Genomic DNA, 23,866 nt, shown 5'->3' on the forward strand with positions numbered 1-23,866 from the left:
GGCCGATTCAGTGGAACCGGCCTTTGTTGTTTACCGCCGTCGTTTGGTGCGAGTGTTCTAGTGCGCGTGCCTGCCGGCAATGCTGATGCGCAGTACGCCTTACTTACGCGCTGCGACGATATGAAACCTGATGACGACGTCGTCGGCCACCACCGAGGTGTCCTTCCACTCGCCTGTGCCGATATCGAACTGCGAACGCTGGATCGTCAGCGCCCCATCGAACGCCTCGCTTCCGCCCTGCTGCGTGACGGTCACAGGCACGACCACGGTCTGCGATTTACCCTTGATGGTCAGCTTGCCGGTCACCTTGAACTGGTTGCCGCCTGCCGGCGCAATTGCGCTCGAGACAAAGGTCGCCTGCGGGAAAGTCTTCGCATCGAACCATTCCTTGCCGCGCACCTGCTCGTTGTAGCTCTCGTCGCCGAGATCGTAGCTGCCCACGTCGACGCTAAACTGAGCGCTGCCTTCGGCTGGCTTCGCCGGGTCGAACTTCACGTCCGCACTGAACTTGCCGAACTTGCCTTCCACCGGCACGTTCATCTGTTTTGAGGTCGCGGTGAGCGTGCTCTTCGCGATGTCGACCTGGGCCAGCGCGCTGCCCGCCGCACTGAGGGACGCGGCAGCAAACGCCGCCAGCATGTAGCGATAAAACGAAACCTTCATGTCGCTCCTTATTTGAGGAAAGGGATCATGCGCGACAGCAGGCCGTCGCGATCGAGCCACTGATGTTTGAGCGCCGCCGCCACATGCAGCACGAACAGGACGAGCAGCGTGTAGTTGAGCGTGATGTGGATATTTTTCAGCAACACCTTGAGCACGGGATCGGGCGCAATCAGGCGCGGCAGCGGCACGAGCCCCAGATACACCACCGGCACATTGGCCGCGGAGCTGTACAGATAGCCGGAGACCGGAATCGCGATGATGAGCACGTACAGCAGCAGGTGCACGAGATGGGCCGCGCCCCGTTGCCACGACGATATCCGGCGCGGCAGCGGCGGCGCATCATGGGTGGCGCGCCAAAGGATGCGCAGCACCGAAAGCCCGAACACCGTCACGCCAATCCACTTGTGCCAGGAAAAATAGCGCAGCTTCGTAGGCGTGAAGCCGGGGATATCGGTCATCACCCAACCGAGCGCGAAGCCGCACACAATCAGCAACGCAATCAGCCAGTGAAGCGCGATGGCTGTTCGCGTGTACGAATCGCGGGAGCCGAAGTTAGGTTTGGGTGCCATGAAAGCTCAACGCAAGCTGAAAGGTTAGCGGCGCACGAGGGTGGAGGCCCCCTATGCGAACTGCGCAGAACGCGGCTGCCAAGTGTCGGCAGACAACAGCGAAGCACGCCAAGGCCGCCATGCTACTCCAAGCCGAAAAAGCCGGCTGGCAAGTTCCGCACGGGGCTATGCGGCGTCAAATACAGCTTAACAAGAAGGATTGAACAATTGGGGCCGGAAAATGTCCGACAGCTGTCAGGGTATGCTGCGCGGTGCTGCCGTTTTGCCTGACGGACGTCGCACAAGCAGCCCTGTTACGCACGAGCGAGCGCCTTTGGTACTATTGCTCCAGGCTTTCGCCATTCTTTCGCCAGTCCATACCGTGCAAGCCTTCGATGCACGCTCCCGCTCATGTCGTTTTGCCCTTCTGCCGTATGGAACATGACAACCTGATCGCGTGCCACGAGTGCGATACCCTTTTCACCAAACCGCGTCTGCTCGGCAGCCGGATGGTGGCGCGCTGCCCGCGTTGCGGCGCGACGCTCTATCGCGGCATCTCGCGGCGGCTGGACGCCATCTGCGCCATGACGCTCGCCGCGCTGATCACGTTTCTGATCGCCCAGGGCTATCCGATCGTCGAACTGGACGCCAACGGCATTACCTCGCAAACCACGCTGTTCGGCGCGCTCGTCGCGTTGTGGAACGAGGACATGCAGATCGTCGCGGTCATGGTGTTCTGCGCGACCACGCTGTTTCCGCTCACCGAGCTGGTCGCGCTCCTCTACGTGCTGATCCCGATCCGCTCGGGCTTCGTGGCGCCGGGCTTTAACCAGGTGCTGCGGGCCATCCAGTTCGTGCGGCCGTGGGGCATGATCGAAGTGTTCATGCTTGGCGTGCTGATCACCATCGTCAAGATGGTGAGCCTCGCCCGCGTGATCCCCGAAGCGGCGCTGTTCGCCTTCGGAGTGCTGACCTTGATGTTCGCCGTGGTCGTCACGTTCGATCCGCGCACCTTGTGGGATCTCGCCGACGAGCTGAACGCAAGGCGTGCGCGTCCCATGCCGCGCACGGCTGCCGACAGCGCGGCAGCTGCGGTCACGGCGAACGTGGACAGCCAGTCCGCCGCGCCCCATCAGGGATAACGCACGATGAATTACATTACCGCGCGCCGCGCGGGCCTGGTTTCCTGCCACGCGTGCGGCAGCGTCGCGCCACGCATCCGCTCGATCACGAAACAGCACTGCGCGCGCTGCGGCGCGGTACTGCACCGGCGCAATCCGGACAGTCTGATGCGCACATGGGCGCTACTGATCGCAGCCGCATTGCTGTATATTCCGGCGAATCTGTTGCCGGTGATGCACACCTCCTCGTTGCTTGGCTCGGAAGACGACACGATCATGAGCGGCGTCGTCTACTTCTGGACCTCGGGCGACTGGCCGCTGGCCGTCATTGTCTTTATCGCCAGCATCATGGTGCCGATGCTGAAACTCACGATCCTCGTGCTGCTCTGCATTACGGCTCAGCGCCGCTCACGCTGGCGCCCCACGCAACGCGTGAAGCTGTACCGGATCGTGGAGCGCATCGGCCGCTGGTCGATGCTCGACGTGTTCGTGGTCACGCTGACGGTCGCGCTGGTGCGGTTCAAGTCGCTCGCCGTGATCACGGCGGGGCCCGGCGCGATCGCGTTCGGCTCGGTGGTGATTCTGACGATGCTGGCATCGATGCAGTTCGATCCACGGCTCATCTGGGACAACGTGGAAGGCGCGGACAACTCGGAAAGTGCAAAGAATGCGAAGCGCGCCCGCCGTGCCAAAGATGCAAAAAGCGGTACCCAACAAACTCAGGACCAAACATGACTAGCCCGCAAGGACCGACGCCCGCTCCCAGCGCGCCGCGCAACGATTCGAACGGACCCACGCTTCCACCCAACCTGCCCGATCCCGAGATCGAGCCGCGCAGCCACTGGTTGCCGTCGCTGGTCTGGGTGATTCCGCTGATCGCCGCACTGATCGGCGTCGCGCTCGTGATCAAGTCCGTGACCGAGAAAGGGCCGCAGATCACTATCAGCTTCAACGATGCCGAAGGGCTCGAGCCGGGCAAGACCCAGGTCAAGTACAAGGACGTCGACGTTGGCCTCGTGAAGACCATCACGCTCTCGAAAGACCTCTCACACGTGCTGATCCAGGTCCAGTTGACCAAGGAAGCCGAGAACTTTGCCGTCAAGGACAGCCGCTTCTGGGTGGTGCGTCCGCGGGTCGGTGCGAGCGGCGTCTCGGGTCTGAGCACGCTGCTCTCCGGCGCCTACATCGGCGTGGACGCCGGTCATTCGCAGGATACGCAGAAGGACTTCGTCGGCCTTGAAACGCCCCCGCCAATTACCGGTGGGCAGAAGGGCCATCAGTTCACGTTGCATGGCGACTCGCTCGGCTCGATCGATATCGGCTCGCCGATCTTCTACCGGCGCGTGCAGGTCGGCCAGGTGGTGGGCTTCTCGCTCGACAAGGACGGCACCGGTGTGACCATGCAGGTGTTCGTTGCCGCGCCGTATGATCAGTACGTCGGGATCAACACGCGCTGGTGGCATGCGAGCGGCGTCGATCTGCGGCTCGACTCGGGCGGCTTCAAGCTGAACACGCAGTCGCTTGCGACCGTGCTGGTCGGCGGCCTGTCGTTCCAGTCGCCGCCCGGGCAGCCGGTCGGGACGCAGGCGCAGAACAACACGACGTTCCGCCTCGGCTCAGACGAAGCGGACGCCATGCGCGAGCCGGACGGTGTGCCGCTGCGGGTGGTGATGAACTTCAATCAGTCGCTACGCGGGCTGTCGGTTGGAGCGACGGTCGATTTCCGCGGCATCGAGCTCGGCCAGGTGACCAACATCGGCATCGACTACGACCCGAAGACCAACAATTTCACCATGCCGGTGACGATGAACCTGTACCCTGACCGCCTCGGCAAGCGCTTCCGCGAAACTGCGCCGGAGCCGGGTAGTGTGGCCGGTCAGCAGCTGCTGCAGCGTCTGGTACAACACGGCCTGCGCGGCCAGCTGCGCACGGGCAACCTGATTACCAGCCAGCTGTACGTCGCACTCGACATCTTCCCGAAGGCGCCGCCGGCTACAGTCGACGTCAATAGCGATCCGCTCGAGCTGCCGACGATTCCGAACACGCTCGACGAGTTGCAGGTGCAAGTGGCCGATATCGCCAAGAAACTCGATCAGGTGCCGTTCGACCAGATCGGGGCGAACCTGAACAGTTCGCTGAAGAACGCCGACCAGCTGTTCACGCGCCTGAATACTGAGGTGGTGCCGGAAGCGCGCGATACGCTGGCCGCTGCCAAGCAGACCTTCGGGTCGGCCGAGGCGACGCTGCAGCAGGACTCGCCGCTGCAATCGGACGTCCATCAGGCGCTGCAGGAATTGACCCGCACGCTGCAGTCGTTGAATGCGCTGTCGGACTATCTGGAACGCCATCCGGAATCGCTGTTGCGCGGAAAACCAGGAGATAAACCATGATGTTTGCCCGGCTCCCCCGTTCGCCGCGCGGGCTTGCCCGCGCCACCGCGTGCCTCGGTGCCTGTGCCGGACTGCTGGCGGTAGCGGCGTGCTCGTCTTCGCCGCCCAGCCATTTCTACACGCTGGGCGCCAACGGCGCGCCAAGCGCCGCGGGCACGATCTCGGCTCCTTCGCTGCTGATCGAAGTAGCGCCGGTCGACGTACCGTCCCAGGTCGCGAAGAACCAGCTCGTGGTTCAGACTGGCCCGACCCAGGTGCAGGTGCTCGAGCAGGAACGTTGGGCCTCGTTGCCGGGTGACGAGGTTCGCCGCGCGCTGTCGACCGACCTCACGCAGCAACTGGGCACGATCGATGTGTATGGCACGCCGTATCCGGAAGGCACGCCGGTCTATCGCGTCAGTGTGAACGTGCAACGGTTCGAATCGTGGCCGGGTTCGCATGCCTTGATCGATGCCGTGTGGAGCGTGCGCTCGGTGCGCAGCGAAACCATCATGACGTGCCGCAGCGTCGTCAACGAGCCCGTGACGGGCAGCTATGACGCGCTGGTCGACGGTCATCGGCAGGCCGTGCAGCAGATCTCTACGCAGATCGCCGCCGGCATCAAGGCCTTGGCCGCTGCCGCGCCGCGGATGCCGACGAGTACCGCCGCAAAAGGCGCATCCGGCACGCAAGCGCGCATGCCGCCGACGGTGCCGTGCCCGTTGCCCACCGGCCCAAGCGCTGCGCTCGACAGCGCTGGCGCTGGCAACCGCACGGCCGGCTGACCGGCGCCTGAGGCTCGCGCGGCGAACTCGACCGTCTCCCGCGAGCCTACGCACTATCCCATCCGGCCAGCTTGCGGGATCCTCTGTATTTAGCGATCCTGAGCGCTTCGGCCCACAAGAGTGCGCCTTGCCACACATCTGACAATCCATGTTTCGCTCTCTCAAAACCTTCGTCAAGAAATGGCGCGCGTCGCGCAACAGCGGCCATCAACTCGATGCGCTGCTGGCGATTGCCGACCAGAACGCGCCGTATGCGGACCGCAGCGAATGGCTGATCGAGGTAGCTCACTGGATTCATCGCGACGGAAGCGTGCAGCCGGTCGTGTCTCCTGTCACGCAGGATCCCACCGAAGACGATGTGCGCCGGGTACGCGAGCATGCGCGTTTGCGCTATCTGCTGCATGTGCTGGATCGCAACCCGGCGTGGAAAGCGAACGTCGCGGGGATTCTGCGTGCGCTGCTGCGCGAAAGCGACGGCATTTCGCTACTGTGCGATGCCGGCATGCCGGTGCACTCGGCATTTTTCGGCGCACTGTTCGAGCGCTTCGAGTCGTCGCTGATCCCGCCAGCACCGAACCGCCGTGACCTGACAGCGATCTTCACGTTGATGTTCACGTCAGCGCGCGATGCCGAATGGATCGCCGCGCTACCTACCCACCTGCTCACGCGTATCCGCGAGCTTTTCATCTATGAGCAGGAGGCGAGCGATCAGCGAGAGGCGGCGCCGTTCTCGCTCGATCTGCTAGCGGCGCTGCACAACCTGACCTGCCAGATCAGCTCCACCGGGCTGTCGCAAACGGTGCGCAGCCGTCTGGGCGACGCCGACGTGCGTGTCGCCATGGAAAAGCAGCCGTTCTACCGGCTCACACGAGCCATGCTGGCGGTCGAGGCCGCCCATCAGGCGCCTGAAGGCGGCGCAGAGCCGGGCAAATTGCTGCACGAGGTCAACTATCTGCGTGTGCTGCTCGACGACTGCCGTATCGCCACCGATAACGTCTTTACCCACCTGTACCGCAACGGCGTGAGCGTCGACATCGTGTTTCAGGTAGAGCGCATGCGTATGCGCATCCAGCGCGCAGAACATCTGCTGGACGCCTGGATGGCGTCCGACGACCTGCACGCCGGCTCGCGCCTCGTCGCCGAACTGGTCAATGCAAATCACGCGAGTCAGAGCATCGCCCATCTGATGCGCAGCAATTTCTCGTTGCTGGCACGCAAGGTGGTCGAATATAGCGCGGATACCGGCGAGCATTACATTGCCCGCGATCGCGCCGAATATCTGAAGATGCTGCGCATGGCGGCAGGCGGCGGCCTCGTCACCGTGGTGACGGTGTGCGTCAAGTTTGCGATCACCGGCTTGCATCTGCATGCAATGCTGGAAGGCTTGCTGGCCGGCATCAACTATGCGGCGAGCTTCCTGCTGATGCACTTCCTGCATTTCTCGCTCGCCACCAAGCAGCCGGCCATGACGGCGCCGACCATCGCCCGCGAACTCGACGGTGCAGGTACACCTGAAGGGGTAGACAGTTTCGTCACCTCGGTAGTCGCGCTGATCCGCACCCAGGCTGCCGCCGTGCTCGGCAACGTGATGCTGGTGTTTCCCGTGTCGCTGGGCGTGCAGTTGCTGTGGCACGCCGTCTTCAATACGAACATCATCTCGCCGGAAAAAGCCCACGCCACGCTGCATTCGTTCTCGCTGCTCGGACCTACGCCGCTCTATGCGGCGCTGACGGGCGTGCTGCTGTGGTCGTCGAGCCTGCTCGCGGGCTGGGCCGACAACTGGTTCGTGCTGCACCGGGTCGCGGACGCGCTGACCTACAACCGCCGCCTGCGGATGACGCTTGGCGTCGCTGGCGCCGCCCGGCTGGCGAGGTTCTGCCGCTCCAACGTCGCCGGCGTGGTGGGCAATATCACCTTGGGCCTGATGCTTGGTCTCGTACCTGCCATCCTCACCGCCTTCGCTTTCACCTTCGAAGTCCGGCACGTCACCTTGAGTTCGGGTTCGATCGGCGTCGCACTCGGTGTGCTCGGCAAGGGCGCGCTGGACCTGCCGGAGTTCTGGTGGGCCATCGCCGGCACGTTCAGCATGGCAATCCTGAACGTGGCCGTCAGTTTTGCGCTCGCGTTTCATATGGCCGTGCGTTCGCGCGATCTGCGGCGCAACTATGTGCGCTCGTTGCGCGGCGCGATCTGGCGCCGGGTGTTCCACCGGCCGCTGGATCTGGTGTGGCCGGTCAGCGCATCACGCGAAGGGCATTGAACGCCAGCGCGCGGGAAGCACACCCCGACCGCGTACAATAGCGCCTTATTCAACGCCTCCCGGCAACTTCAATGTCCTTCGATTTTTTCATCCCCTGCCCTCGCGGCCTCGAAGCCGCGCTCGCGGCCGAACTCGCCGAAATCGCCTCGCGCCATCTGAACGGAGCACCGTTCACTGCGGGCGCGCAGGTGCCGGGCGGCGTGCATTTCCGCGGCGGCTGGGCGGCCGGTATGGCGGCCAATCTGCATTCGCGCATCGCGAGCCGTGTGCTGCTGAAGATCGCGCATCGTCCGTATCGCAGCGAGCAGGACATCTACGACCTCGCGCTCGAGCAGCGCTGGGAACAGTGGTTTTCCGCGCACGAGACGCTGCGCGTCGACGTCACGGCCATCAAATCGCCGCTGCGTAGCCTCGAATTCACCACGCTGCGCGTCAAGGATGCAATCTGCGACCGCCTGCGCGACGTGAGCGGCGCGCGTCCGAACATCGATACCAGCGCGCCCGACGTGCGCGTGTTTGCGTTCCTCACCGCGACCGATTGCACCTTGTATCTCGATACCTCCGGCGAGCCGCTTTTCAAGCGCGGCTGGCGGCTCGATAAAGGCGCGGCGCCGTTGCGCGAAAATCTCGCAGCGGGCATCCTGCGCCTGACCGGCTGGACCGCCGGTACACCGCTGTACGACCCGATGTGCGGAAGCGGCACGTTCCTCGCGGAAGCCGCGCAAGTGGCGCTGAATATCGCGCCGGGCGCGGAGCGGCGCTTCGGCTTCGAGAATCTCAAGCAGTACGACGCGAAAGCGTGGCAGGCGTTGAAAGCCGCGGCACTGGATGCGAAGCACGCCGCCCGCACGTCGCGCACCGATCTGCAGATCTTCGGCAGCGACATTTCCGGTGACATGCTGGTCAAGGCGCGCGCCAACTTCGAGCGCGCCGGCCTGTCGTCGGTCTCGCTCAAGCAGGTCGACGCACGCGGCATGACGCCGCCGTCGTCGGAGCCGGGCATTCTGGTGGCCAATCCGCCGTACGGCGAGCGGATCGAAGTGCGTGGCCGCAACGCGCGTGGCGAACTTCGTGAGACGGGCCGTGAAAGCCGCGATGACGACAGCTTTCGCCGTGCTCAGGAGGAAGCACCGGACAGCGAATTCTTCAAGTCGCTCGGCGACGCGCTCAAGCAGCGTTTCACCGGATGGCACGCGTTCATTCTGACGTCGGATCGTAAACTGCCGGGACAACTGAGGTTGCGCGAATCGACCAAGACGCCGCTTTTCAACGGCGCGCTTGAATGCAGGCTGTTTCGCTTCGATCTGATCGCTGGCAGCGTCAGGCAACGTCCGGCGAACGATACGCCGGCGGCTTAAGCCGGCAAGTCAGGGCCGGAAAGAATTTCGCAGTCAGCCAATCGCTACTGACAGAACGCTGTCAGTAGCCCCGCCGCACACTCCTGATCACGCCATCCGGCGCATCACATGGGCCTTCGGGTCATGCCAAGGAGAGTGTCATGTCAGCAGCCGCATCCCACGTCATTTCCTGGTTCGAAATTCCGGTCACCGATTTCGAGCGCGCCGCACGTTTCTACGAGACTACGCTCGGCACGACGCTGCGGCGTGAAAATTTCGGCGGCGAGCCGATCGGCATTTTTCAGTACACCGAGCCGTCCACCGGCGGCTGTATCATCCAGAGCCCCAACGCCAGGCCTTCCGGCGATGGCGTCGTCGTTTATCTGAACGCGCAGCCGAACGTCGACACCGTGCTGGGCCGCGTCGAGAAGGCCGGCGGCAAGGTGCAAGGTCCGGTCATCGATCTGCCGCAGGATATCGGCTATATCGGGTTCTTTACCGATACCGAAGGTAACCGCATCGGGCTGCATTCGCCGAAGAACGGTTGACCGATTGGCCCGCGCAGGGGTGACGGCCACGCAGCACCGCATGAGCGTCACGCGGCGCTATGATCTCGGGAATGCCCGTTTGCGGGCCGCCGGTTCGCAACCCCCGTGACGCGGGCCACTCCGTTTCGGCTGAAGCGATCGCAACACCCCCGCCCCTACTACAACACGACAAGACGCCCACGATGACGCGCCGCGCCGACCGCCTGTTCCAGATCGCCGAGCTGCTCCGCGGCCGGCGTCTGACTACCGCGCAACAGCTCGCGGACTGGCTGCATATCTCGCCGCGCACGGTCTACCGGGACGTGCGCGATCTGCAGCTCTCAGGCGTGCCGATCGAAGGGGAAGCGGGAATCGGCTACCGCCTGAACCGCTCGGCGAGCTTGCCGCCGCTCACCTTCACCGTCGACGAACTCGCTGCGCTCGCCGCCGGCGCACGCATGCTCGAAACATGGGGTGGTGCGAGCTTCGCCAAGGGCGCCCGCGGCGCGCTGGCGAAGATCGCCTCGACCATGCCCGCTGACAAGCGCGCGACGCTCGACCGGCTGCCGATCTTTGCGCCTTCGTTTCACATCAAGGGTGAATTCGCGGAGAAGGTCGATGCGCTGCATCTGGCCATCGACCGCAACCGGATCGTGAGTTTTGCGTATCGCGATCGCAAAGGCGCGCAAACCGAGCGGCGCGTCTGGCCGCTCGGCCTCTTTTATTGGGGTGCGCGCTGGACCATCGGCGCGTGGTGTGAGTTGCGCGGAGACTTCCGCAATTTCGACGTCGAAGAGATTCGCGAACTGCAGGTGGTCGAGCCGTTCCCCGATATGGAGGGCAGACGGCTCGCGGATTTTCTGAGGCACGTCGAGGTGAAACAGCGCTAACTGCAGCGACAGCGTTCAAGGCCGCATACCGTTGCGGCCCCAACCCTCACTCCACCGACTTCACCATATCCTCGATCACCTTCTTCGCATCGCCGAAGACCATCATGGTCTTGTCCATGTAGAACAGATCGTTGTCGAGACCTGCATAACCGGCCGCCATCGAACGCTTGTTGACGATCACCGTACGCGCCTTGTACGCCTCGATAATCGGCATGCCCGCAATCGGCGACTTCGGATCGTTCTTCGCCGCTGGATTCACCACATCGTTCGCGCCGAGCACCAGCACCACGTCCACTTGGCCGAACTCGCTGTTGATGTCATCCATCTCGTAGACCATGTCGTAGGAGACTTCGGCTTCAGCGAGCAGCACGTTCATGTGTCCCGGCATGCGGCCCGCCACCGGGTGGATCGCGTACCGCACATCAATGCCCTTTTCGGTCAGCTTGTCCGTGAGTTCTTTCAGCGCATGCTGCGCCCGTGCCACCGCCAGACCATACCCCGGCACGATCACCACGGTTTCAGCGTTGCCCAGCATGAACGACGCATCCTCGGCCGAACCCGACTTGACCGGCCGCTGTTCCTGGGCTCCGCCCGCAGCCGCCGCGCCCGCCTCCGCGCCAAAGCCGCCCAGCAGCACATTGAAGAACGAGCGGTTCATCGCGTGACACATGATGTACGAAAGGATCGCACCCGACGACCCCACCAGCGAACCGGCGATGATCAGCATCGGGTTATTCAACGAGAACCCGATGCCCGCCGCCGCCCAGCCCGAATACGAGTTGAGCATCGACACGACCACCGGCATATCCGCGCCGCCGATCGGGATGATGATCAGCACGCCCAGCGCGAACGCGATCAGCGTCATGATGATGAACGGCAGCCACGCTTGCGTCAGAAAGAAGATCACGCCGAAGCCGATCATGCCGATCGCCAGCATCAGGTTGATCAGATGCTGGCCCGGATATACCACCGGCGCACCCTGAAACAGGCGGAACTTGTATTTGCCCGAGAGCTTGCCGAACGCAATCACCGAACCGGAGAACGTAATCGCCCCGACGAAGGTACCGATAAAGAGCTCAATCCGGTTGCCGTACGGCAGAAACCCCGGGATCAGATTGTCCGGATCCACGAGGCCGAACGCCGACGGCTCCGAGACAACCGCATAGGCAATGCACACGGCCGCGAGACCGATCAGCGAGTGCATGGCGGCGACCAGTTCAGGCATCTTGGTCATCTCGACGCGCGCGGCGACGAACGCTCCGATCGCGCCGCCTACCACCAGCGCCGCAAACAGCAGTCCGAGGCCCAGCCCGAGATTCGAGCCGAGTCCGGCCGCCTGCTTGAGGATCAACGCGATGGTGGTGAGGATCGCGATCGCCATCCCGGCCATACCGAACGTATTGCCGATGCGCGCGGTCTTCGGATTCGAGAGCCCTTTGAGCGCCTGAATGAAGCAGACCGAAGCAACCAGATAAAGCAGCGTGACGACGTTCAGACTCATTGCGCCTTCTCCTTTGCCGCTGCGGGGAGCTTCTTCGGCTCTTTCTTCTTGAACATCTCCAGCATTCGCCTGGTGACGAGGAAGCCGCCGAACACGTTGACCGCTGCCAGCCCGACCGCCAGGGTCCCGAAGAACTTGCCTGTGCCGCCCACCGTCAGGCCGGCCGCAAGCATCGCGCCCACGATGACGATCGCGGAAATCGCGTTGGTCACGGCCATCAGCGGCGTATGCAGTGCCGGTGTGACGTTCCAGACCACGTGGTAGCCCACGTAGATCGCCAGGATGAAGATGATCAGGTTGATGACCGTATGGTTGATGACTTCCATCGCCGGCTCCAGTTATGCCTTGCGCGTGACTTCGCCGTCACGGGCCAGCAGCGTGGCCGCGACGATGTCGTCCGCGAGATCGATGTTAAGTGCGCCTTCCTTGTTGATGATCAGCTTCAGGAAGTCGAGCAGGTTGCGTGCGTAGAGCGAGGAGGCGTCGGCGGCCACCATCGAGGCCAGGTTCGTGAAGCCGACGATCTGCACGCCGTTTCTGGTCACGATCTTGTCCGCTACGGTGAGCGGACAGTTGCCGCCGCGCTGGCCTTCGTACTCGGGGCCACGGCCAGCGGCCAGATCGATCAGCACGGAACCGGGTTTCATGGCCTGCACGGTTTCGACTGAGATGAGCGTCGGTGCGGGACGGCCTGGAATCAGCGCGGTCGTGATGACGATATCGGCCTGTTTGGCGCGTTCGTGGACCAGAGCCCCCTGGCGTTGGAGCCAGCTCGGCGGCATGGGCCGAGCATAACCGCCTACGCCCTGTGCGGCCTCGCGCTCCTCGTCGGTCTCATACGGCACGTCGAGAAACTTGGCGCCGAGCGATTCGATCTGCTCTTTCACCGCCGGACGCACGTCCGAGGCTTCGATCACCGCACCTAGGCGCTTGGCAGTCGCGATCGCCTGCAGACCCGCCACGCCGGCGCCGAGTATCAGCACACGCGCCGCTTTCACCGTGCCTGCGGCGGTCATCAGCATCGGCATGAAGCGGGGGTAGAGATCGGCGGCGAGCAGCACGGCCTTGTAGCCGGCAATGTTGGCTTGCGACGACAGCACGTCGAGGCTCTGCGCACGGGTCGTGCGCGGCGCGGCTTCCAGCGCAAATGCCGTTACACCAGCAGTGGCGAGCTTCGCCGCGTTGTCGGAATTGAAAGGATCGAGCATGCCCACCAGCACCGCGCCGCGTTTCAGATGCGGCAGCTCGGTCTCAGTCGGCGATTGGACCTTGAGGACGAGATCGGCGCCGAAGGCGGTGGCTGCATCGACGATCTCCGCGCCTACCGCGCTGAAAGCCTCGTCAGGAAAGCTGGCGCCAGTTCCGGCGCCGCTCTGGATCGTGACCCGGTGGCCCTGCGATACGTATTTCTTGACCGTCTCGGGGGTGGCGGCAACGCGTGTTTCATGCGCTCGCGTCTCGGCTGGCACTCCGATGTGCATCGTTGAATCCTCCTCGGCCTTCCTGTTGTTACGACAGAGCTGCCGACGAGGCACGCCGGCTTGAACTTGCAACGGCAACGACGCCACTGTAACCGAAACCGGGGGGTTCCCCGAAATCAGGGACAATCCGGGGGGCAGCCGACCGCTTCCGGGCAGCCAGCCGTCATAGACGGTAAAATACCGCCCCATGAATCCGGAAACCTGGGCTGCGCACGTCACCGTGGCCGCCATCGTCGAGCGCGACGGACGCTTCCTCCTCGTCGAGGAACATACGGACGACGGGCTGCGTCTGAACCAGCCCGCCGGCCATCTGGAGGCGGGCGAAACGCTCGTCGAAGCGGCCGTGCGCGAAACGCTCGAAGAATCCGCGCATCCGTTCACGCCCGAGGCGCTGGTAGGCGTCTATATGGCGCATTTCGGGCGTTCCGCCCCTGCCGCCGCAGCGCAGGATGCGGGCGGTGGAAATACGGACGGCAGCGCGACTGGCGCCACTTATCTGCGCTTCACTTATTGCGGCCGTGCCGGGGCGGCCGATCCCAACCGCGCGCTCGATCCCGATATCGTCCGCACGTTGTGGATGAGCGCCGACGAGTTGCGCGCGTGCCCCGAGCGGCATCGCACCCCGCTCGTGATGCGCTGTATCGACGATTACCTCGCAGGCCGGCGTTTCCCGCTCGACATCGTGCATACGCATTCGGTCGGGCCCACCCGATCAAGCAAGTCAGGCAACCCATGAGCAAGCAGAAAGTCGTAGTAGGCATGTCGGGCGGCGTCGATTCGTCGGTCACCGCATGGCTGCTCAAAGAGCAAGGTTACGACGTCGTCGGTCTTTTCATGAAGAACTGGGAAGACGATGACGACGGCGAGTATTGCTCGACCCGGCAGGACTGGATCGACGTCGTTTCGGTGGCCGATCTGATTGGCATCGACGTCGAGGCGGTCAACTTCGCCGCCGAATACAAGGACCGCGTGTTCGCCGAATTCCTGCGCGAATACTCGGCCGGCCGCACGCCGAATCCGGACGTACTGTGCAACGCGGAGATCAAGTTCAAGGCTTTCCTCGATCACGCCATGACGCTTGGCGCCGAGACCATTGCGACTGGCCACTACGCCCGCGTGCGCGAAGTCGAAGGCCGCTTTGAACTGCTAAAGGCGTTCGACCACACGAAAGATCAGTCGTACTTCCTGCATCGCCTGAATCAGGCGCAGTTGTCGAAGACGATGTTTCCGCTCGGCGAAATCCCCAAGACGAAGGTGCGTGAGATCGCCGAGCAGATCGGTCTGCCGAATGCCAAAAAGAAAGATTCGACCGGCATCTGCTTCATTGGCGAGCGGCCGTTCCGCGATTTTCTAAACCGCTATCTGCCCACCAAGCCGGGGCCGATGAAGACCACAGACGGCAAGGTGGTTGGCGAGCATATCGGCCTCGCGTTCTACACCTTCGGCCAGCGCAAGGGTATCGGTCTGGGCGGCAGCAAGGAAGGCAGCGGCGAGCCGTGGTTCGTGGCGGGCAAGGATATTCCGTCGAATACGCTCTACGTCGCACAGGGCCACGATCATTCGTGGCTGCTGAGCCATTCTTTGAGCGCGGGCAATACCAGCTGGGTGGCGGGCCATCCGCCCACCGAAGCCTTCGCGTGCGGCGCGAAAACGCGCTACCGCCAGGCCGATGCAGCCTGCACATTCAGCACCTCGGGCGAGGCAGACGGCCACTTCGCGCTGAATTTCGAAGACGCGCAGTGGGCTGTCACACCAGGGCAATCGGCAGTGCTCTACGATGGCGAAATCTGTCTTGGCGGTGGCATCATCGAACACGCAACAACTGCACAGCCGGCCGTGCGGCAACCTCAAAGCGCTGCATTGCTGACCGCGCGGTAAGGGGCGCGCTCAGCGGCGCAGCAAGATAACAATCAGCGGTCAACCGCTCTCTGCAACGGAGTCCCCATGTTTTCTCGACGCTACCTGGCCATGTGGTGTGCAGTTGCCCTGCTCGTCGCGTGCGCGGCGCTGGCCGCGACACAACACCTGTCGTGGTTCTGGATCATCATTCCCGTGCTGCTGGTCGCGCTCGGCCTGTTCGATCTGACGCAGGAACGCCACGCGATCCTGCGCAACTATCCGTTGTGGGGCCATTTCCGCTTCATGTTCGAATTCGTCCGGCCTGAGATCCGCCAGTATTTCGTCGAGGACGATACCGAGGAAAGGCCGTTCTCGCGCGCGCAGCGAAGCATCGTCTATCAGCGCGCCAAGAACGACGTCGACAGCCGTCCATACGGCACCGAGCTCGACGTGAAGGCGGTAGCGCACGAATGGATTAGCCACTCGCTCGCGCCGACCAAACTCGACGGCCACGACTTCCGTATCGTCGTGGGCCCGGATCGCAAGCAGCCCTACTCGATGTCGATTTTCAACGTGTCGGCGATGAGCTTCGGCTCGCTCTCGGCTAACGCAATCATGGCGCTCAATCTCGGCGCCAAGAAGGGCAACTTCGCGCACGACACCGGCGAAGGTTCGATGTCAAAGTATCACCGCGAGCACGGCGGCGACATCATCTGGGAAATCGCTTCGGGCTACTTCGGATGCCGCAACGACGACGGCAGCTTCAACGCCGACAAGTTCGCGAAACAGGCGCACGAGCCGCAGGTGAAGATGATCGAGGTGAAGCTCTCGCAGGGGGCGAAGCCGGGCCACGGCGGTGTGCTGCCGGCCGCCAAGATCACGCCGGAGATTGCCGAAACGCGTGGTGTGCCGATGGGCCGCGACTGCATCTCGCCCGCGACCCACTCCGAGTTTTCCACGCCGCGCGGCCTGCTCGAATTCGTCGAACGTCTGCGCAATCTCTCAGGCGGCAAGCCGACCGGTTTCAAGCTATGTATCGGCCACCCGTGGGAGTTCTTCGGCATCGCCAAGGCGATGCTGGAGACGGGCATCCTGCCGGATTTCATCGTCGTCGACGGCGCGGAAGGCGGCACCGGTGCGGCGCCGCTGGAGTTCACCGATCACGTCGGCGTGCCGCTGCAGGAAGGCTTGCTGCTGGTGCATAACACGCTGGTAGGCATCGGCCTGCGGACGCGGATTCGCATTGGCGCGAGCGGCAAGATGATCACCGCTTTCGATATCACCAAAACCCTCGCGATCGGCGCCGACTGGGTCAACTCGGCGCGCGGCTTCATGTTCGCGGTCGGCTGCATCCAGGCGCAGACGTGTCACACGGGACGTTGCCCGACCGGCGTGGCCACCCAGGACCAGGTGCGCCAGCGCGCGCTCGTGGTGCCGGACAAGTCCGACCGCGTCTTCAACTTCCATCACAACACCTTGCACGCGCTGCAGGAGATCATTCAGGCCGCGGGTCTCAAGCATCCGGCGGAACTGCGTGCGCATCACATCGTGCGGCGAGTGTCGTCGCATGAGGTGAGCCTGATGTCGGATCTGCTGAAGTATCTCGAGCCGAATGATCTGCTGAACGGCAACCACCGCTACTCGATCTACGAGAAGTGGTGGCCGGTGGCAAGCGCCGACTCGTTCGCGCCAAAGGTCGAACTCGCGGCGACCTGATACCTGCAACGAACCTGAGGACGCAGGCGGCGAAGCCGTCGTCCGTCACGCCTGCGCAGCGAGCTCAGTCCGCCGGAAACGTATCGACAAACGACTGCCGCTGCGACAGCTTCTGGAAGTGTTTGTCGAGATTCGGATAGGCCTCGCGCCAGTTGAGCGCCGGCATGCGGAAATCGAGGTAGCCGAGCGCGCAGCCCATGGCGATATCCGCCAGCGTGTAGCGACTACCCGCACACCACGGGTTGCTACCCAGCCCTTGCGACATCGCCACCAGCCCGTCGTCGATCTTGCGTTGCTGGCGCGCGAGCCACGCGTCCGAACGGTGTTCCTCAGCCCGTAGCGTGCCCTCGAGCCGGATCAGCACGGCGGCATCCATGACGCCGTCCGCAAGCGCTTCCCAGCAGCGCACCTCGACACGCTCCCGGCCCGACGGCGGAATCAGCTTGCCGACCGGCGACAGCGTATCCGCGTACTCGCAGATCACGCGCGAGTCGAATACCGCCTCGTCGTCGTCCATCACGAGGCACGGCACCTTGCCGATCGGATTGAAGGCATGGATGCTCGTATCCGGCGCCCAGACGTTTTCGAGCACCAGCTTGTAGTCGATCTTCTTTTCGGCGAATACGATCCGTGCCTTGCGGACAAACGGACTGCCGAGCGAACCGATGAGTTTCATCATCACCATTTGCCTTTTCTGGAATTGGGCGGAAGTATACGTTGGTTGACCGCGATACAGACGGCCGCTCCCATCTTCTGGACTGGCGGCGGCCGGACCTGTGGACGGATTGCAACATTGCCGTGTGCCGCGCCGGACGTCTATCCGGCCAGATGGCCAGGGGGTGCGCGCCGCAATCCTGGCTCAATTGGGCGCTACAATCTCGCTATGAACCAGCCGAACGAACCCACTCTCGCCATCGACGTTTACCGCAAGCGCCGCGAGCGCGTGCTCGCTGCGCTGCGCGCGGCAGGCGGCGGCGTCGCCATCGTCCCCACCGCACCGGAGGTGGTGCGCAACCGGGACGCCGATTATCCGTACCGGCACGACAGCTACTTCTACTACCTGACCGGCTTTACCGAGCCGCAAGGCCTGCTCGTGCTCGACGCCAGCGCAGGCGGGAGCGGACCGGCTTCGATCCTGTTCTGCCGCGCCAAGAACGAAGAGCGCGAGATCTGGGACGGCTTCCGCTTCGGCCCCGAGGCCGCCCGCGAGGCGTTCGGCTTCGACGCGGCGTTTGCTGTCGAAGATATCGAAAGCCAGATGCCGCTGATCCTCGCCGACAAGCCGGCGCTGCACTACGCGCTCGGCAGCTCGGCGGATCTGGACGAAAAGGTGCGCCGCTGGCTCGACGCGGTGCGTGGCAAAGCCCGCAGCGGCGTCGCCGCTCCGGTTGCCGCGCATGACCTGCTGCCGCTGCTCGACGAGATGCGGCTCTTCAAAGACAGCCACGAACTGTCGATCATGCGTCGTGCCGGCCAGATCTCGGCGCAGGCGCATCGCCGCGCGATGGCCGCGTCTTTTGCCGGCGTGCGTGAGTACGAACTCGAAGCCGAACTGCTGTACACATTCCGCAAACACGGTGCGCAAGGGCCGGCATACGGCTCGATCGTCGCTGCGGGCAGCAACGCCTGCGTGCTGCACTACGCAGCCGGCAACACGATTGCCCGCGACGGCGACCTGATCCTGATCGACGCCGCCTGCGAGCTCGACGGCTACGCTTCCGATATTACGCGCACGTTCCCGGCGAACGGCCGCTTTACGCCGGCGCAGCGCGAGCTGTACGACATCGTGCTCGCCGCCCAGGAAGCCGCCGTCGCCGCCACCCGGCCTGGCGCCGCCTTCGACGACCCGCATAACGCCGCGCTGCGCGTGTTGTCGCAGGGCCTGCTCGATACGGGCATCGTCGACCGGGGACTCTTCTCGTCCGTCGACGATGTGATCGTGGAGCGCGCCTACGCGCCCTTCTACATGCACCGCACCAGCCACTGGATCGGCATGGACGTGCACGACTGCGGCGACTACCGCGAACGCGGCGCACCGCGCGATGCACAAGGCGCGCTGCCGTCGCGCACCTTGCATCCGTCGATGGCGTTGACGATCGAACCGGGTCTCTATATTCGCCCGACGGAAAATGTCCCCGAGCGTTACTGGCATATCGGCATCCGCATCGAAGACGACGCTGTCGTCACGCCCAACGGCTGCGAACTGTTGACGCGCGACGTGCCGGTCAAGGCCGACGAGATCGAAGCGCTGATGCGGGAAGCGCAGGCAACGGCCAGCGCCACGCGCGCGGTTTGAACGGACCGACCGATCGCTCATGAACGACGCTTCTCAACCAGCCGGCGTTGTGCAAGCCGGCTCACAAGACGCCACTGGCGGCGCAGATTCTGCTGAAGCGTCGTTCGATTTCGACGTGACCATCGTCGGCGCGGGGCCGGTCGGGCTCGCATTGGCCGGTTGGCTCGCGCGGCGCAGTGCGACCCAGGGACTGTCGATCGCGCTGATCGATGCACGCAAGCCGGAAGACGCTTTGCGCGATCCACGCGCAATCGCCGTGTCGCAAGGCAGCCGGATGATTCTGGAGCCGCTGCGCTGGCCCTCGGACGCGACCGCGATTCACCACATCCATGTATCGCAACGCGGACATTTCGGCCGTACGCTGATCGACCACACCGAGCATGGCTTGCCCGCACTTGGCTATGTGCTGCGCTACGGCTCGATCGTGCAATCGCTCGCCGAGGCTGTGCGGCCGACTTCCGTGCACTGGTTCCAGTCCACCTCCGCGCAGACGCCGGTTCAAGAAGAAGACGGCGTGACGCTGCCGGTGGAAACCGAACACGGCGCACGCACGCTGCGCACGCGTATTCTGGTGAACGCCGAAGGTGGGCTGTTTCATGAGCAACAGAAACGCGGCGGCACCGGCGGCACGCGTGATTACGGTCAGACGGCGCTCGTCGGCACGGTCACGGTATCGAGGCCACGCCCGCATGTCGCGTGGGAACGTTTCACCGACCAGGGGCCGATTGCGCTTCTGCCGACCGGCGGCGCGCGCAATGCTGACTACGCGCTGGTCTGGTGCTGCGCCCCGGAGGAAGCGGCGCGCCGCGCGCAATTGCCCGACGATGCGTTTCTGCTCGAGCTCGGCACCGCGTTTGGAGACCGGATGGGACGCTTCACTCAAATCAAAGGCCGCGCTTCGTTCCCGCTCGGCCTGAACGCGCTCGATACTTTGGTCAAGGGCCGGATTGCGGCGATCGGCAATGCGGCGCAGACGTTGCATCCGGTAGCGGGCCAGGGGCTCAACCTCGGGCTGCGCGACGCCCACGCCCTCACCGACGCGCTCTCGCAACACGGTGCGACACCGCTCGCACTAGCGTTGTTCGCCCAGCGCCGTGCGCTCGACCGGCGTCTGACGATCCGCTCCACCGATACGCTCGCGCGCCTCTTCACGGTCGACATTCCGGCTCTCGGCACGCTGCGCGGGCTCGCGCTGACGGCGCTCGAATTCGTGCCGCCGGTCAAGACCGCACTGGCACGCCAAATGATGTTCGGACAGCGCCGCTAGACGGCTCAGGAATCGCATCGCGCGGGGATCGTGCGCCGGGCCAGTGCATCGGCTCGCCCCGCTGCCCGCTTGCGGTGATTCGCGTTCCGCGGGTCTATGAACCTGGGCACTTTCATAGAAGATTTAATGGCTTAGGAGCGTCTCAAGTCCGGTGGCGGGAATCCGTTAACGCTAAAATAGCCGTTTTCCCTCGTGATCTGCGACCGTTTCTCATCGATTCGATGTGCCGCGGCTGCACCCCTGTCATGCCCGCTCTCGGCTCCCACAATCTGCGCAACAACCTGTTCGTCGCCCCCATGGCGGGTGTGACCGACCGGCCGTTCCGTCAGCTCTGCAAGCGGCTGGGCGCGGGCTATGCCGTGTCGGAAATGGTCGCATCGAACGCGCAGTTGTGGAAAAGCGAAAAAACCATGCGCCGCGCGAACCACACGGGCGAGGTCGAGCCGATCGCCGTGCAGATTGCCGGCGCCGATCCGGCCATGATGGCCGAGGCGGCTCGCTATAACGTCGCCAACGGCGCGCAGATCATCGACATCAACATGGGCTGTCCGGCCAAGAAGGTGTGCAATGTGGCGGCCGGCTCCGCGTTGCTGCAGAACGAACCGCTCGTGCAGCGCATCGTCGAGGCGGTGGTAGGCGCGGTGGGCGTGGGCCCTGACGCGGTGCCCGTCACGCTGAAAATCCGCACCGGCTGGAATCGCGACAACAAGAACGCGTTGAGTGTGGCGCGTCTGGCCGAAGACGCCGGCATTTCGATGCTGACCGTGCACGGCCGCACGCGCGCGGACCTGTACCACGGCGACGCTGAATACGAAACCATCGCCGCCGTGAAGGCCGCGGTGCGCATCCCGGTGGTCGCCAACGGCGACATCACTTCGCCGCATAAGGCGCGCCAGGTGCTCGCCGCTACCGGCGCGGATGCGATCATGATCGGCCGCGCGGCGCAGGGCCGTCCGTGGCTGTTTCGCGAGATCGGGCATTTCCTGCAAACCGGCGAGCTGTTGCCGCCGCCGCGCATCGACGAGATCCAGCAGGTCATGAACGAGCATCTCGAAGATCACTACGCGTTCTACGGCGAATTTACAGGCGTGCGCACGGCACGCAAGCACATCGGCTGGTACACTCGCGGCCTTTCTGGCGCCAATGTGTTCCGCCACCGCATGAATACGCTGGACACGACGCGCGAACAACTGCTCGCCGTCAACGAGTTCTTCGACGCCCAAAAGGCGTTCTCCGACCGCCTCGTCTACGTGGAAGAGGATGTCAACCCGAACGGCGAGCCGGACCAATCCGACCGACTAGCAGCATGAGCAAGAACAATATCGAACAATCAGTCCGCGACAGCCTGGGAATGTACTTCCAGGACCTCGACGGCTCCAATCCGCACGACGTCTACGACATGGTTATTTCGTGTGTCGAAAAACCGTTGCTCGAGGTGGTGCTCGAGCAGGCCGGCGGCAATCAGTCGCTGGCCGCCGAGTATCTCGGCATTAACCGCAATACGCTGCGCAAGAAGCTGCAACAGCATGGTCTGCTGTAGCGCATTGTAGTTTCCTGACGCCCCTGCCACCTCCCCTTCGGCTTCTCATTCTTCATCATGATCAAGCAAGCGCTCATCTCCGTTTCCGACAAGTCCGGCATCGTCGATTTCGCCAAATCGCTGTCGGACCTCGGCGTCAAGATCCTGTCCACCGGCGGCACCGCGAAACTGCTCGCAGATGCGGGTTTGCCCGTTACCGAAGTGGCCGACTACACGGGCTTCCCGGAAATGCTCGACGGGCGCGTGAAAACGCTGCATCCGAAGGTGCACGGTGGCATCCTCGCGCGGCGCGACCTGCCGGAACACATGGCTGCGCTAGAAAAGCACGACATTCCGACAATCGATCTGCTGGTCGTGAATCTGTACCCGTTCGTGCAGACGGTGGCGAAGGAAGAGTGCTCGCTGGAAGACGCGATCGAGAACATCGATATCGGCGGCCCAACCATGTTGCGCTCGGCGGCGAAGAATCACCGTGATGTGACAGTGGTGGTCGACCCGGCGGATTACGCGGTGGTGCTTGAAGAGATGCGTGCGAACGGCAATGCGGTGGGCTACAAAACCAACTTCCGTCTCGCGACAAAAGTGTTCGCGCACACCGCGCAGTACGACGGCGCGATCACGAACTATCTGACGAGCCTGACCGAAGAGCTGCAACATTCCTCGCGCAACACCTATCCGGCTACGTTCAATCTGGCGTTCGACAAGGTGCAGGATCTGCGCTACGGCGAAAACCCGCATCAGAGCGCCGCGTTCTATCGCGATCTGTCGGTGCCGGCTGGTGCGTTGGCAAACTATGAGCAGTTGCAAGGCAAGGAACTCTCGTACAACAACATCGCCGATTCCGACGCGGCGTGGGAATGCGTGAAGACGTTCGACGTGCCGGCCTGCGTGATCGTCAAGCACGCGAATCCGTGTGGCGTCGCCGTGGGCGCGGATGCGAATGAAGCGTATGCAAAGGCGCTGCAGACCGATCCGACCTCGGCGTTTGGCGGCATCATCGCCTTTAACCGTGAAGTGGATGAAGCAACGGCGCAGGCCGTGGCCAAGCAGTTTGTCGAAGTGCTGATTGCGCCTTCGTTCAGCGTGGCCGCGCGTCAGGTGTTCGAGGCGAAGAAGAATGTGCGTCTGCTGGAGATCGCTCTCGGCGAGGGTCATAACGCGTTCGACCTGAAGCGCGTCGGTGGCGGTCTGCTGGTGCAATCGCTCGATTCGCACAATGTGCAGCCGCATGAGCTGCGCGTCGTCACGAAGCGTCATCCGACGCCGAAGGAAATGGACGATCTGCTGTTCGCGTGGCGTGTGGCGAAGTACGTGAAGTCGAACGCAATCGTGTTCTGTGGCAACGGCATGACGCTCGGTGTCGGCGCGGGCCAGATGAGCCGCGTGGACTCGGCACGGATTGCGAGTATCAAGGCGCAGAACGCGGGTTTGACGCTGGCGGGTTCCGCCGTGGCGTCGGATGCGTTCTTCCCGTTTCGCGACGGCCTCGACGTGGTAGTCGCAGCAGGTGCGACCGCGGTGATCCAGCCGGGCGGTTCGATGCGCGATGATGAAGTGGTCGCAGCGGCCGATGAGCACAACATCGCGATGGTGTTGACGGGTGTGCGGCACTTCCGGCATTGATTGATTTGCGCGTGGGCTAGCGGGGTTGCGCGGCGGTTCTGAAGCTGGCGCGTTACGTCAGGCTCGATGGCTTGAAAAAGAATGGCCCGGCAGATTTTCTGCC

The 23,866-nt window shown here is 63.7% G+C and carries 22 protein-coding genes; 16 read left to right on the plus strand and 6 right to left on the minus strand.

Features of this window, described 5'->3' with window-relative positions:
• Positions 1-99: 99 nt before the first annotated feature.
• Both P3T20_RS07500 and P3T20_RS07505 read right to left on the minus strand, forming a co-directional pair.
• Positions 100-663: a YceI family protein gene (locus P3T20_RS07500; RefSeq protein ID WP_429286576.1), complete on the minus strand. Its 564-nt coding sequence runs from the start codon at positions 661-663 to the stop codon at positions 100-102.
• A gap of 8 nt (positions 664-671) precedes the next feature.
• The gene (locus P3T20_RS07505) at positions 672-1,232 is read right to left on the minus strand and encodes a cytochrome b (RefSeq protein WP_074262425.1); all 561 of its coding nucleotides are present in this window, start codon (positions 1,230-1,232) and stop codon (positions 672-674) included.
• Positions 1,233-1,645: 413 nt separating this feature from the next.
• Here P3T20_RS07505 and P3T20_RS07510 point away from each other — a divergent pair, with 413 nt between their 5' ends.
• The 8 genes from P3T20_RS07510 to P3T20_RS07545 all read left to right on the plus strand — a co-directional run bounded on the left by P3T20_RS07510 (position 1,646) and on the right by P3T20_RS07545 (position 10,500).
• Positions 1,646-2,353, plus strand: a complete 708-nt coding sequence (locus P3T20_RS07510; protein ID WP_429286577.1) for a paraquat-inducible protein A — start codon at positions 1,646-1,648, stop codon at positions 2,351-2,353.
• Positions 2,354-2,359: 6 nt separating this feature from the next.
• On the plus strand, positions 2,360-3,067 hold the full coding sequence (locus P3T20_RS07515) for a paraquat-inducible protein A (RefSeq protein WP_429286578.1): 708 nt from the start codon (positions 2,360-2,362) through the stop codon (positions 3,065-3,067).
• Positions 3,064-4,722: an intermembrane transport protein PqiB gene (locus P3T20_RS07520; protein WP_429286579.1), complete on the plus strand. Its 1,659-nt coding sequence runs from the start codon at positions 3,064-3,066 to the stop codon at positions 4,720-4,722. Before P3T20_RS07515 ends, P3T20_RS07520 begins: the two co-directional genes overlap by 4 nt.
• Entirely contained in the window at positions 4,719-5,486 is a 768-nt protein-coding gene (locus tag P3T20_RS07525; RefSeq protein WP_429286580.1) for a PqiC family protein, read from the plus strand. Before P3T20_RS07520 ends, P3T20_RS07525 begins: the two co-directional genes overlap by 4 nt.
• 148 nt (positions 5,487-5,634) lie before the next feature.
• On the plus strand, positions 5,635-7,746 hold the full coding sequence (locus P3T20_RS07530) for a site-specific recombinase (protein ID WP_429286581.1): 2,112 nt from the start codon (positions 5,635-5,637) through the stop codon (positions 7,744-7,746).
• Positions 7,747-7,817: 71 nt separating this feature from the next.
• Positions 7,818-9,104, plus strand: a complete 1,287-nt coding sequence (locus P3T20_RS07535) for a THUMP domain-containing class I SAM-dependent RNA methyltransferase (RefSeq protein WP_429286582.1) — start codon at positions 7,818-7,820, stop codon at positions 9,102-9,104.
• A gap of 140 nt (positions 9,105-9,244) precedes the next feature.
• Positions 9,245-9,631, plus strand: a complete 387-nt coding sequence (locus P3T20_RS07540; RefSeq protein ID WP_074262432.1) for a VOC family protein — start codon at positions 9,245-9,247, stop codon at positions 9,629-9,631.
• A gap of 182 nt (positions 9,632-9,813) precedes the next feature.
• Positions 9,814-10,500, plus strand: coding sequence for a helix-turn-helix transcriptional regulator (locus P3T20_RS07545; RefSeq protein WP_074262433.1), 687 nt, complete (start codon positions 9,814-9,816; stop codon positions 10,498-10,500).
• 46 nt (positions 10,501-10,546) lie between these two features.
• Here the strand turns inward: P3T20_RS07545 and P3T20_RS07550 are convergent, their stop codons facing one another.
• Genes P3T20_RS07550 through P3T20_RS07560 form a run of 3 tightly spaced genes read right to left on the minus strand, consistent with a single transcriptional unit; the run spans position 10,547 to position 13,482 of the window.
• Complete coding sequence (locus tag P3T20_RS07550) at positions 10,547-12,001, minus strand: NAD(P)(+) transhydrogenase (Re/Si-specific) subunit beta (protein ID WP_429286583.1); 1,455 nt, start codon at positions 11,999-12,001, stop codon at positions 10,547-10,549.
• The gene (locus tag P3T20_RS07555) at positions 11,998-12,327 is read right to left on the minus strand and encodes an NAD(P) transhydrogenase subunit alpha (protein ID WP_074262435.1); all 330 of its coding nucleotides are present in this window, start codon (positions 12,325-12,327) and stop codon (positions 11,998-12,000) included. Before P3T20_RS07555 ends, P3T20_RS07550 begins: the two co-directional genes overlap by 4 nt.
• Positions 12,328-12,339: 12 nt before the next feature.
• Complete coding sequence (locus tag P3T20_RS07560; protein ID WP_429286584.1) at positions 12,340-13,482, minus strand: Re/Si-specific NAD(P)(+) transhydrogenase subunit alpha; 1,143 nt, start codon at positions 13,480-13,482, stop codon at positions 12,340-12,342.
• A 187-nt stretch (positions 13,483-13,669) separates the two neighbouring features.
• Between P3T20_RS07560 and P3T20_RS07565 the strand changes: the two genes are divergently transcribed.
• The 3 genes from P3T20_RS07565 to P3T20_RS07575 all read left to right on the plus strand — a co-directional run bounded on the left by P3T20_RS07565 (position 13,670) and on the right by P3T20_RS07575 (position 17,037).
• Positions 13,670-14,218, plus strand: coding sequence for an NUDIX hydrolase (locus P3T20_RS07565; protein WP_429286585.1), 549 nt, complete (start codon positions 13,670-13,672; stop codon positions 14,216-14,218).
• Positions 14,215-15,360, plus strand: coding sequence for a tRNA 2-thiouridine(34) synthase MnmA (gene mnmA, locus P3T20_RS07570; RefSeq protein ID WP_429286586.1), 1,146 nt, complete (start codon positions 14,215-14,217; stop codon positions 15,358-15,360). The genes P3T20_RS07565 and mnmA overlap by 4 nt, the downstream gene beginning before the upstream one ends.
• A 66-nt stretch (positions 15,361-15,426) precedes the next feature.
• Complete coding sequence (locus tag P3T20_RS07575; protein WP_429286587.1) at positions 15,427-17,037, plus strand: FMN-binding glutamate synthase family protein; 1,611 nt, start codon at positions 15,427-15,429, stop codon at positions 17,035-17,037.
• Between the two features lie 64 nt (positions 17,038-17,101).
• Here P3T20_RS07575 and P3T20_RS07580 read toward each other — a convergent pair whose 3' ends face one another.
• Positions 17,102-17,722, minus strand: a complete 621-nt coding sequence (locus tag P3T20_RS07580) for a glutathione S-transferase C-terminal domain-containing protein (protein ID WP_429286588.1) — start codon at positions 17,720-17,722, stop codon at positions 17,102-17,104.
• Between the two features lie 198 nt (positions 17,723-17,920).
• On the opposite strand from P3T20_RS07580, the gene P3T20_RS07585 reads away from it, so the two are divergent.
• The 5 genes from P3T20_RS07585 to purH all read left to right on the plus strand — a co-directional run bounded on the left by P3T20_RS07585 (position 17,921) and on the right by purH (position 23,763).
• A complete protein-coding gene (locus P3T20_RS07585; protein WP_429286589.1) occupies positions 17,921-19,333 on the plus strand; it encodes an aminopeptidase P N-terminal domain-containing protein in 1,413 nt (470 codons plus the stop codon).
• A 19-nt stretch (positions 19,334-19,352) separates the two neighbouring features.
• On the plus strand, positions 19,353-20,600 hold the full coding sequence (locus P3T20_RS07590; RefSeq protein ID WP_429286590.1) for a UbiH/UbiF/VisC/COQ6 family ubiquinone biosynthesis hydroxylase: 1,248 nt from the start codon (positions 19,353-19,355) through the stop codon (positions 20,598-20,600).
• 245 nt (positions 20,601-20,845) lie between these two features.
• The gene (dusB, locus tag P3T20_RS07595; RefSeq protein WP_429286591.1) at positions 20,846-21,910 is read left to right on the plus strand and encodes a tRNA dihydrouridine synthase DusB; all 1,065 of its coding nucleotides are present in this window, start codon (positions 20,846-20,848) and stop codon (positions 21,908-21,910) included.
• The gene (locus P3T20_RS07600) at positions 21,907-22,140 is read left to right on the plus strand and encodes a Fis family transcriptional regulator (RefSeq protein WP_007180440.1); all 234 of its coding nucleotides are present in this window, start codon (positions 21,907-21,909) and stop codon (positions 22,138-22,140) included. The genes dusB and P3T20_RS07600 overlap by 4 nt, the downstream gene beginning before the upstream one ends.
• 57 nt (positions 22,141-22,197) lie before the next feature.
• Complete coding sequence (gene purH / locus P3T20_RS07605) at positions 22,198-23,763, plus strand: bifunctional phosphoribosylaminoimidazolecarboxamide formyltransferase/IMP cyclohydrolase (RefSeq protein ID WP_429286592.1); 1,566 nt, start codon at positions 22,198-22,200, stop codon at positions 23,761-23,763.
• Positions 23,764-23,866: the final 103 nt, after the last annotated feature.

The organism is Paraburkholderia sp. GAS206C, from assembly GCF_050435645.1.
Lineage (GTDB): Bacteria > Pseudomonadota > Gammaproteobacteria > Burkholderiales > Burkholderiaceae > Paraburkholderia > Paraburkholderia phenazinium_B.